This window comes from Mycoplasma sp. CSL7503-lung (assembly GCF_025515455.1).
GTDB lineage: Bacteria > Bacillota_I > Bacilli_A > Mycoplasmatales > Metamycoplasmataceae > Mycoplasmopsis.
Map to the genome: position 1 here is coordinate 1 of NZ_JAOPHP010000027.1, position 10,064 is coordinate 10,064.

Genomic DNA, 10,064 nt, shown 5'->3' on the forward strand with positions numbered 1-10,064 from the left:
ACATTTAGCTGACCATTACTAATAAATTGATAGGTTTAGAAGTTAAGATGTATTTAAGACATTTTAATGAATTATTAATTACTATTCAGTTTTCAAAGAATAAGCCCAGAAGGGCATTTTTTTATGCTATTAAATTAAAAATATAATTTATAATTTAATAGCATAAAATAGGAGAAATAAATAAAAGATGGCATATATTTTATTCGCTTTATTTGGTATATTATTAGTATTTTTAATTATAGTTACTATTTTTTTTATAAAATCAATTTATATAGAGAGAAGTTCAAAAAGAAACCAAAAAATAACAAACGAGATTAGTAGATCTGTGTACGAAAACGAAACAAATTTAACTAGATTAAAACTACTATCAAAAAATAATAATACATATGAAAAAATGTATAGTGAATTAAATGTTTATTACAATACTTTAATTAAATATTCAAGTATTTTGAAAGATAATTTAGAAAATTCTAATAATTATATTAGAGATAGAAAAACTAAGGAATTATTTAAAGTCAATATTGTACTTAAAAAAAATTTAAAAAAATTTAAAATCAACGAATTAAAGGCTAAAAATATAACTATAGATTTTCAAAAAACATATGAAAACATTGATGAATCTGTATCTAGAATAATTCAAGTTTGTGAATATCTAATGAAACGATTAGAATCTTTTGTTAATTTAAATTTCCAAACCGTTAATTATATCTTTAAAGAAGTTTTAAAGCTTAAGCGTGAAACAAAAGCAATTCTTGATAAAAAAACAAATTCAAATATAAATGATTTATTTATAATTGCAAGCGAAAAAGAAAAACATCTTTTTGAATTGTTTAAATTAGAAAACAATCATTTAGCAATAGAATATATGCTTTTTGGTCCCTTATTAAATTTTATAAAATCACAAAATGTATTTAGTAACGAACAGAGTAAAGTTATTGAAAAACACCTTAAGGAAATAAAAAACACTTGACTTGACAACAATTTCAACACTAAACTTTTGATTGATAAAATAAGAAGTTTATATTTTTATTTAAGTAATGTGTTTGTAGAATTTAAATTTAAATCTATCATCGATGATTTTAAAAAGAAAAATAACGAATCTATAATTAATTATATTTTTAATTTAATAGAAACTAAAAAAGATGAAATTTCTAAATTAAACCTAGAGTCTAGAAAAAGAATGAAAGATGAGTTAAGTTTTTATTATGAAAAATTAAAAATATTCACAAAAGAAACAGATAATAACAATTATTTATCCAGTTTAGAAGATTTGGTAAGTTCGTTTAAGGAATTAGAAAGAAATGTTTATTTAATTTTATTAGAAAATACAAAAAATAGTACATGTGATATTAAGAATGAATTAAGTAATATTGAAAATTTATATTACATTGTAATTCAACATAAGTTTTTACCAAAAAATAATAATACATTAATGATTACAGATAGTTTAGAAAATTTGTATAAAAATATTCAAAAAAAAACAGATAAAAATAATTTAACTGAATGGATAACTAACATTGAAAAGTTAATTATTTTTATTGGCGAAAATATCGAATATAAACAAATGTACGAGAAATTAATCGAATATGTTATTGATAATAAAAAATATAATGATAAAATTCAAGTATTAAAAAGTTTTTTATTAAGTGCTGAAAATAACATTAAAAATTCAGATTATAAAGCTGCTTATAAAATAATGAAAAAATTTATTTTAACACAATAAAAAGGGGAGAAAAATGTATAAAAAAATTTTAATTAGATATGGTGAATTAGTTTTAAAAAAGAAAAACAGAAAGACATTTATAAATCAATTATCAAATAATATTACACATATAGTTGGTCAAAAACCTAAAGTAGAATTTGATAGAATGTATTTAGATTATAGCGAATTAGCCCTTGAGAGATTGCAATTTGTATTTGGAATAAGTTCTTACTCACCAGTTATAGTTACTGAAAATAATATTGATAATTTTAAAGATGAAGTTTTAAAGCTGGTTAAAAGTGATTCTAAAACCTTTAAAATTGAAGCAAGACGTAATTTTAAAGGTTTTGAATTTAATTCGTCTAATATAAATAATATTTTAGGTACTCACGTTCTAAAAAATACAAATTTAAAAGTAGATGTTCATAATCCAGATCAAACTTTTTATGTTGAAGTAAGAAAAGATCAAACGTATATTTTTTCTAATTATATTGAAGCTTTAGGTGGGTTACCAGTAGGAGTTTCAGGGAAAGTATTGCACTTAATTTCTGGTGGTTTTGATTCTCCTGTAGCTGCTTTTGAATTGATGAAAAGGGGTTTAAAAGTTGATTTTTTAACTTTTATGACACCGCCGCAAACTGACCAAAGAACAATTGATAAAATAAAAACTTTAGTTAATACTTTATCAAATTATCAAGTTACATCAAATTTATTAATTGCAGATTATTCATTTTTGATGAATTATATATCGTTTGTTTCTAATGAATCATATAAAATAACTTTAATGCGTCGTAGTTTTTATCGTATTGCTGAACAAATAGCTAAAAAACATAATATTTTAGCTATTTCAAATGGTGATAATTTAGGACAAGTGGCTTCACAAACTTTGGAATCAATGTACACAATAGGAAGTTCAAGCTCTTTACCAATTTTAAGGCCATTATTAACATTTGATAAAAATGAAATTATTAAAGTAGCAAGATTAATAAAAACACATGATACTTCAATAATAAAAGCTAATGAAACATGCGAATTATTTGCTCCTAAAGAACCTGTTACTAAACCTAAAATAGATGTAGCTTTAAAATTAGAACAAGAACTTAATCAAATTCCTACTTTAGAATCTGAATTATTAGAATCTAAAATTGAACATATTAAAATTTCTATTAATTTAAATAAACCAAGTTAGTACTTGGTTTATTTAAATTTTCCCCTCTCAAGTGGGTTTAGGGAGGGAAAAATGAAAAAAACTGATCTTACATTTTCTGAATATTTTAAAAATTGAATTACAGTGTATAAAAAAGGTTCGATAACTAATATAAGTTATAGCAAATATGAATTAACATTAAAGTGAGTTAATAGAATTTCTCCGAATTTAAAAATGAACGATTTAAATAGACTAGAATATCAAAAAATACTAAATGAATATGCTTTATACCACGAAAGACAAACAACTATGGATTTTCACCACCATCTAAAGGCGTGTTTGTTGGATGCTTTTGACGAAGGTTATTTAAGTAATGATCCGACACGAAAAGCGGTGATTAAAGGTATTCCGGAACGTAAAAAGAAAATAAAATTTTTAAGTCAATTTGAGTTACAATCTTTAATAAAAAAATTAAAAATACAAGGTTCTATTAACTATGATTGATTAATCTTACTTATTGCAAAAACAGGATTAAGATTTTCGGAAGCTTTAGCATTAACTCCAGCTGATTTTGATTTAAATAAACAATTATTAAACATAAACAAAACATGAAATTATAAAGAGTCTAAAGGGTTTGCACCAACTAAAAATAAAAGTTCTATTCGTAAAATCCAACTAGATTGATTAACAGCTTCACAATTTGCGTTTATGATTAAAGATTTACCAATTGATAAACCAATTTTTATTAAAAAAAGCGGCAGAATATTTAATTCAACAATAAATGATATTTTAGAACGACGTTGTAAAAGCGCTAATATACCTGTAATTACAGTACATGGACTTAGGCATACTCATGCTTCTATTTTGCTATATGCCGGAGTTTCGATAGCTTCAGTCGCAAAGCGGTTAGCTCATGCGAGCATGAATACAACAGAAAGAGTTTATTTACATGTTATTAGTGAATTAGAAAATAAAGACATTGACTTAGTAATGAGATCTATATCTAATCTTTATTAATTTATGAAAACCCACTAAAAAAAGTAACATTAAGTTACTTTTTTACAATCGATTCTAAAAAGCTTTTAATACATTTTTTAGAATTAACACCTGAAATGTTATATTTATTACCACCTCTAACGTCTTTTTGAAAGTTAAGTTCGCAAAAACTATAATATTCACTTAATATATTAGGATTATCTTTTAAATTTTCGTTAATTGCATTATAAATATCATTTAACTTCAAAAGTTTATTGCTATCATCGGAGTTATTATAATCGTTTATTAAATTTGCTATTTGTTCAACACTTAATCCGGTAGCTTTAGAAAATGAATTATATTTTTCATTTATTTCACTTTGAGTTCTTTCGTTAAGTTTTTGTAAAACAACATTTTTAAGTTCATCAACATTTTTAAAATTATATATATCTATGTTTGATTTTATATATTCCTGGTCATTATAATTATATTTCGATAACAAATAATCAATATCTTCGTTTTTAATTTTTTCATCACTTTCATTTTTTGATATTTTTTGTTCTAAAAGTTCATAATCATATGTTTCGTCTGGTTTTTCTGAAAAAAATGATTCACTAGGACTTTCTAAAAAATAATCATTAGTTACATTATAGATGTCATAATAGTCATAATCGCTAGATGAGTCAGTTATTTTAAGGGTATCTCTAATTTCTTTTGCTCTACTTCTTATTGTGTCAATTTTTCTTAAAATTTTACCTGTATCATCCAAATTAAAAATATTTTTAACATCATCAACTATTTTGTTTTTATCGTCGATATCAAGATTACTAAATTTAATTCATGTTTTTAATAATATGTCAGCATAATTTTTGAAATTTTTAGCATCCTTTATTATTTGTGTTTCTTTTTTTGTTTCTATATATTTTTGAATAGCTTCGTTTAATCGATCTGGAATTTTATTGTAATCATTTTTAAAGCCTATTTTTTTGCTAATTTCACTTATTTTAATAAAGTTTATTTCCATTTGTTCTTTTATTATGTTTGGTTTTAATTCTAAAAATCAAATGCTACTTTCATCACCACTATTCTGATTGGCATATTTTTTTAAAAGCTTTTTCTAAAAGAAATTTCATATTGGCACCTTGACGGAAAAATCTTATTTTACCATACTCTTTAGGTCTTCATATTTCTCTTTCTTTTTGAGTTTGTAATAAAACTCTATTAGTTCTAGAGATTGCTTGTATCAGTAAATAGTCTTGATTTATGTTTTTGTCAAAATAAATTGTGTCAATGTATTTTGAATCATAACCGGTTAATAATTGATCGACAACAATTAATAAATCTAATTTTTTAGAATAATCATCTTTAGATCTTATTTGATAATTTATACCTTCTTGTTTTAATCTTTTTAAAATATCTTCTTTATACTTATCTTTTATTTGATCTATTTTAAAATTTGTATTGAACATAGTGTTATAATTTTTTAATAATTTATTGTAAAATTCACTTCTTTCAATAACGCCTTTTTCTGTGTTAGATTCACTAAAATCGAACAATAAAGTAAAATTAATCTTATATTTAAGTTCTTTTAGTTTTTCTTGAAAAATATTATAGTATTCTATAGCATCATCTTTACTTTCTACAGCAAAAAGTGAACTATATAAACCACCATGGTTTTGCTTATTTTGGATTGTTTTTTTTAATTAATTTTTCTACTATTCAATTTTTATAAGCTTTGTTATTATAAAAATTATTTTCATATAATTCTTTTTCTATTTTTAATGATTTTTCTATGTTGTAATCATTAGTATTGATTAATGTATCGTATTCATCTGTATCTACATTGCCATAATTTTTAAATTTAATGTTATATTTATCTTCTATTATTTTTTTACTTTTTTCAATTTCTTCAAGGTCATCTAAACCTGATTCGTTTTTCTCAATTAATTGTTTGTATTCGTGATAAAGTGATTGTAAATCATATTCTTCTGTTTTATTTTTTTGGACATCTAAAATATTAGAAGTATTTGTGAATAGTTTGACTAGATATTTAGGGTAATCAACAAATATTCTAAATGGTAAAACTTTTTTATCTTTTATTCCGTCTTTAATTGTGTAACTATGTATTAAACTGCCAAAAATATCGTTAGTAGTTTGTTTTTCGAAATTATTATTAACATCATCGTTAATTATAGGTGTACCAGTGAATCCAATAAATTTAGAATTCGGAAACATTTCTTTGAAACTTTCGAATTGTATACCATCAGTAGATCTATGAGCTTCATCAAATATAAAAATAAAATCTTTACTTTTTGCTTTATTACTTTCTATTACAGAGTCTTTTTCGCTTTCGTACATTTTATTAATTTTTTGTATTGAAGTTATTATTATTTTTTGATTATTAATAAAATCGTTAGAGTTAAAATCATTTTTACCTTTTACCTCTTTTTTTAGTTTATTGGTATTTTTTGTTGAGACTATTTCAATATCTAATGAATTATTTGAAAATTTTTTGTATTCATCGTTAGTTTGGCTAGATAATGCTATTCTATCAACAACCATGAATATTTTTTTATTGTTATACTTTTGTTTTAAAAGTTGAGCTAATTTAAAACTTGTTAGTGTTTTACCGGAACCTGTCGCATGTCAAACATATCCTATCTTATTTTCACCATCATCATTTCGATATGATTTTTCAATTCTTTCTAAAATATTATGAATTGCGTGGTATTGATAGCTTCTAAGTAAAAATAATTTGTCATTTTCTAAGTTTTCAACTGTATATTTAGATACCATATCATGTATGGTTGGGATGTTAAAAAAGTATTTAACTACTTCATGTCACTTATGAACCGGTTTATTTTCTTTATCTTTAGAATTTCAAGTTGTAAAATATAATCAATCATTAATAAAATTATCTGGAATGTTTTTTTCATCAGTTTGGTTCGGAGTATAAAACATTTTATTTTCTGACATAACAGAAAGTATTTGAACAAAATTAAGCATTGTTAATTTTTTCTTTATGGAATTAAAATTAGATATACGTTTTTTGTAATTTTTAATTTGTTGAACTGCGTCTTTTATATTAGAATTTCTTAGTTTTAGTTCAATTAGTAAAACCGGAATTCCGTTAATTAACAATATGATATCTGGTATTATGCCATCAACATCTTCAAATTTAATTTGTCTTGCAATTTGATAAATTGGATCTTTGGTATTTAAAAAATTTCGAGGGTTTGAAAACAAAATAGGTTTAACGTATTATTTCACAATTACACATTTATTTTAAAGGGATCAACCTGCTTTGATTTCAGAGTCTCAAAATTTCCTACACTATCGTTATTTCCTACTATTTTATGATTGTTGCCGCCATTTTTAAATAAAACCAAAGAATATTTTTTATTATTTCCTTGATCTTTAAAATAATCAATTGGTGGCAATGAACCGTATTTTAAAATTCCATTTGTTATTTCTGTTAATTTTTTATCATGTAGTTGTTCTAGAATTCTATCAATATGTTCTAATGTTAATTTATATCCATCTAAGTAGTTTGCATTTATATTATTAAGAATATTACATCAGTTTTGTTTTAAATCTTGCTCAGTTTTATCGTAGATTGTTTTAGTGTAGTGGTTTTTAGAAGTTTGATTTAATGATTCAGTGTTTTTGTCAACTCTATAATTTTGTTCTAGTTGTTTTATTATTGCTTCTTCTAATTCTTTTTCCGAATTAAATCCAATTATATTTAAGTTATCTTTATTGTTCATTTTTATTCTCTTCTTTCTAAATTGTAGGTGATGTTCATATGAAAAAAAATCTTTCAAAAATAGTCCCTTTTTTCATTAATTCATGATTCTTTTGTATATCTGTTGAGTTCTTTGCATATTCATTAAAAATATAAATAATATCATTTACAGATGGGCCTGAAATTATATCCATTGTTTCATATTGCGAAAACATACTTCTGGCATCTAAATTACTAGTACCTACTCAGGCTATTTCATCATCAATAACTCCTGATTTTGAGTGTAAAAAGTGATCGTTATATATTTTAACTTTCATCCCTAATTCTACCAATTGTTTAATTTGTCATAAACCTACCTTATAAACAAGTTTTTTATCTGGCAATCCTGGAAAAAAAATGGTAACTTCTACGTTGTTTTTAAGAGCTAAAACAATTTCTTTAAACATAGCATCTGTTATTGAAAAATATGGTGTAGCAATTTTAATTGATTTTTTAGCCTGACCAAAAAGTTTTATTCAAACTCTTTCTGCATTTGAGTAATCGCATGATGGTGAATCAAAAATTAAAATAGATTCATTTTGCCCTTTTTGTTCTTTACTGAATTTATGTATATAATTATTAATTTCTAATTTTTCTCTTGTTATTATTTCTCAAAATTTAATAAAATGAATGTTATAAGCATTAACATATTCACCGGTTATTTTATAATTTAAGTCAATTCAATGTCCGTATTTTGGAGATAATGATGCGTATTCATCGGAAATATTATTACCTCCTGAAAATACTTTTTTAGAGTCTATTATTATAAATTTTTGATGATTTCTGTAAAAAGACTTATGAGTTATGAAAGGATAGTATATTTTTGCTATAAAACGAACCTTAACACCAACTTTATTAAGTTTTTTTAATTCTTTTTTTAACTTAGGGAATGCACCAAAATCATCAATTAATCATTTAATTTCTAATCCTTCTTTGGCTTTTAATTTAATTAAATCTATAAATTCTCTTGAAATTTCACTTTTTTTAATTATATAAGTAATTATTAAAATACTTTTTTTTGCATTTTTTATATTTTTTTCTAAAGAATCATAAAATCTATAACCTTCTTCATAAAATTTATAATCAGCATTAAAAAGAGTATTATCGGTTATATTTTTTAGTTGATTTAAGGTCGGGTTGTTGCTTTCTATTTTGTCAATTTGATCTATTTTATTCAAGTTGTAACCATCTTCTTCTATTACTTTTAATTCATTTTTGTTTGGTTTGATTTTTCCTAAAGTAAAAAAAATGGCCACGCTAAAAATAGGTAAAATTATCATTAAAAATAGTCATGATAGTTTAATTTGCGAATTTCTTTTTTGAAATGCTATAACCAACACCATTGCTACATTTAATAGATAATTTGTTCAAATAAATAAATGAACATAATTGGAGTTAATATTGTAGATTAAAAAAGAAATTCCTACAAAAAAACAGCTTATGAAAATAAATTGAGCAAATATTATTAATAATCTATATAAATTTAACTTTCATATCATATTTATATTATATAAAAAAATAAACTATTACTTAGTTTATTAGTATAGTTTATTTTTTGTATCCTTTACCATCACGAATTCTACCGTTTTCTCCATGAATGTAATATGTTCCATTGTATTTTTTAGCTAGATCTCTAGCGTATGGGATAGCTTCTTTTTGGGTATCAAAAGTTATAGTTGCTTTTTCAGCACCTTCTCTATATACTCTTCATTTACCTTTTTCTCTATCTAATGTTATGTGTCAAACTGGTTTTAATTCTTTTTTTGTTGTTTCACTTGTTTTTGTTTCTTTAGCCATTTTTATTTATCTAACTCCTCTATTCTTTCGATGTGTCTTCCACCTTCGAAATCTGTTTTTAAATATTCATCAATCATTTTAATTGCATCTTCAGTTTTTAATTGTCTACCACCAAACACTAGAACATTTGCGTTATTATGTTGTTTTGCTAAGTGAGCATCTTCAACTGAAGTAATTCTAGCAGCTCTTATGTGTTTATGTCTATTTAGAGCGTATGAAATTCCAAGTCCTGTACCACAAACCCCAATTCCGAAGTCGGGTTTACGGGAGTTAATATATTCAGCTAATTCATTACCTTGTGTTGCATAACTAACTTTATTTACTCCATTATCTGGACCTAGATCAACTGTGTCGTAACCTAAAAATCTAACATATTCTTTAAGTTGTTCTTTAAGTTCAAAACCTGCATGATCAGAAGCTAAGGCTACTACTTTTTTACTCATATTTGCTCCTTTTATATTTTAATTAAATTTATCTTTTTAAATTATACTAAATTAATATTTTAAATTATTAATAAATTATTTTATTTTTTGGGGGTCTGAAAACAAAATAGGTTAAAGCCTATTTTTTATTTTTCTCTTTTTTAAAAGAGTTTTGGAAAAATACAGAAAATCTAAAGGAGTTGAAATGAATTTATACAAAATTTGAAATCAAAATAA

General features: G+C 23.6%; 10 protein-coding genes. 3 read left to right on the forward strand and 7 right to left on the reverse strand.

Translation table 4 applies throughout. The features are described from left to right. Positions 1 to 187 precede the first annotated feature (187 nt). The 3 genes from N9R85_RS03455 to N9R85_RS03465 are packed head-to-tail and all read left to right on the forward strand — an operon-like array spanning position 188 to position 3,866. Entirely contained in the window at positions 188 to 1,723 is a 1,536-nt protein-coding gene (locus tag N9R85_RS03455) for a hypothetical protein (protein ID WP_262858599.1), read from the forward strand. Between the two features lie 13 nt (positions 1,724 to 1,736). Beyond that, on the forward strand, positions 1,737 to 2,891 hold the full coding sequence (gene thiI / locus N9R85_RS03460; RefSeq protein WP_262858600.1) for a tRNA uracil 4-sulfurtransferase ThiI: 1,155 nt from the start codon (positions 1,737 to 1,739) through the stop codon (positions 2,889 to 2,891). Between the two features lie 51 nt (positions 2,892 to 2,942). After that, a complete protein-coding gene (locus N9R85_RS03465) occupies positions 2,943 to 3,866 on the forward strand; it encodes a site-specific integrase (protein ID WP_262858601.1) in 924 nt (307 codons plus the stop codon). Positions 3,867 to 3,900: 34 nt separating this feature from the next. Here N9R85_RS03465 and N9R85_RS03470 read toward each other — a convergent pair whose 3' ends face one another. The 7 genes from N9R85_RS03470 to N9R85_RS03500 form a co-directional block, all read right to left on the reverse strand. After that, the gene (locus tag N9R85_RS03470) at positions 3,901 to 4,848 is read right to left on the reverse strand and encodes a hypothetical protein (protein WP_262858602.1); all 948 of its coding nucleotides are present in this window, start codon (positions 4,846 to 4,848) and stop codon (positions 3,901 to 3,903) included. Positions 4,849 to 4,906: 58 nt separating this feature from the next. Further along, on the reverse strand, positions 4,907 to 5,527 hold the full coding sequence (locus N9R85_RS03475; protein ID WP_396888767.1) for a type I restriction enzyme subunit R domain-containing protein: 621 nt from the start codon (positions 5,525 to 5,527) through the stop codon (positions 4,907 to 4,909). Further along, positions 5,505 to 7,070 carry a DEAD/DEAH box helicase family protein gene (locus tag N9R85_RS03480; protein ID WP_262858604.1) on the reverse strand — a complete coding sequence of 522 codons (1,566 nt, stop codon included), beginning with the start codon at positions 7,068 to 7,070 and terminating at the stop codon, positions 5,505 to 5,507. Before N9R85_RS03480 ends, N9R85_RS03475 begins: the two co-directional genes overlap by 23 nt. Before the next feature lie 26 nt (positions 7,071 to 7,096). Further along, entirely contained in the window at positions 7,097 to 7,591 is a 495-nt protein-coding gene (locus tag N9R85_RS03485) for a hypothetical protein (RefSeq protein ID WP_262858605.1), read from the reverse strand. 16 nt (positions 7,592 to 7,607) lie between these two features. Beyond that, entirely contained in the window at positions 7,608 to 8,951 is a 1,344-nt protein-coding gene (locus tag N9R85_RS03490) for a phospholipase D-like domain-containing protein (protein WP_262858606.1), read from the reverse strand. A 205-nt stretch (positions 8,952 to 9,156) separates the two neighbouring features. Further along, entirely contained in the window at positions 9,157 to 9,405 is a 249-nt protein-coding gene (locus N9R85_RS03495; protein ID WP_262858607.1) for a DUF2188 domain-containing protein, read from the reverse strand. A 2-nt stretch (positions 9,406 to 9,407) separates the two neighbouring features. Continuing rightward, positions 9,408 to 9,848 carry an RpiB/LacA/LacB family sugar-phosphate isomerase gene (locus N9R85_RS03500; protein WP_262858608.1) on the reverse strand — a complete coding sequence of 147 codons (441 nt, stop codon included), beginning with the start codon at positions 9,846 to 9,848 and terminating at the stop codon, positions 9,408 to 9,410. Positions 9,849 to 10,064 lie beyond the last annotated feature (216 nt).